The organism is Curtobacterium luteum (genome assembly GCF_001475545.1).
Lineage (GTDB): Bacteria > Actinomycetota > Actinomycetes > Actinomycetales > Microbacteriaceae > Curtobacterium > Curtobacterium luteum_A.
Genome location: NZ_LDQC01000175.1, coordinates 1 through 568, shown reverse-complemented (window position 1 = coordinate 568; position 568 = coordinate 1). Strand labels below are relative to the sequence as shown.

The following is a 568-nucleotide window of genomic DNA, read 5'->3' as shown; positions in this document are numbered from 1 at the left end:
AGGTCGCTGCCCGCCGGGTCGACCGGCCAGAGCACGAGGTGGTACCCGCGCTCGGAGGCCCGCTCGGCCGCGCTCATGAAGAACTCCGACGTCGTCGGGCTGAAGCGGTTGCCCGTGGTCGGGAAGAGCAGGGCGATGATGCGGGTCCGGCGGCTCGCGAGCGCCCGGGCGACGACGTTGCCCCGGAACTTCAGCTCCCGCATGGCCGTGCGGACGCGGGCGGTGGTGGCGGGGGTGACATACTTCGTGCCGTTCACGACGAACGACACCGTGGCGATCGAGACCCCGGCACGGTCGGCGACCTGCTGCATCGTTGCCACTGCCACCCTCCCCACCGCTCCGGACGCGCTCGATCCGGAGCCGCTCGTTCCGGACCTTCTCAGCATAGCTCCCAGGTCCAGAAAAAAGCGCTTTACGAGTGAAGCGCTTATCTGTTAGCGTCTCGCCCCAAGGAACGCAGGGACGACGACGTCAGCGAGTCGTGGTCGTGCTCCCGAAGTCCATGACCTCACCAAGAGAAGAGCTGTGCAATGAAGCAGAAGTTCCCCTCGTCGCCCCGCCGGATCCG

Annotated in this window: 1 protein-coding gene; it reads right to left on the bottom strand. The window is 67.3% G+C overall.

All coding sequences use genetic code 11. The features are described 5' to 3' along the window. Positions 1–311: LacI family DNA-binding transcriptional regulator (locus NS184_RS16995; protein ID WP_242863103.1), on the bottom strand; the 311-nt coding region annotated here is incomplete at its 3' end. Positions 312–568 lie beyond the last annotated feature (257 nt).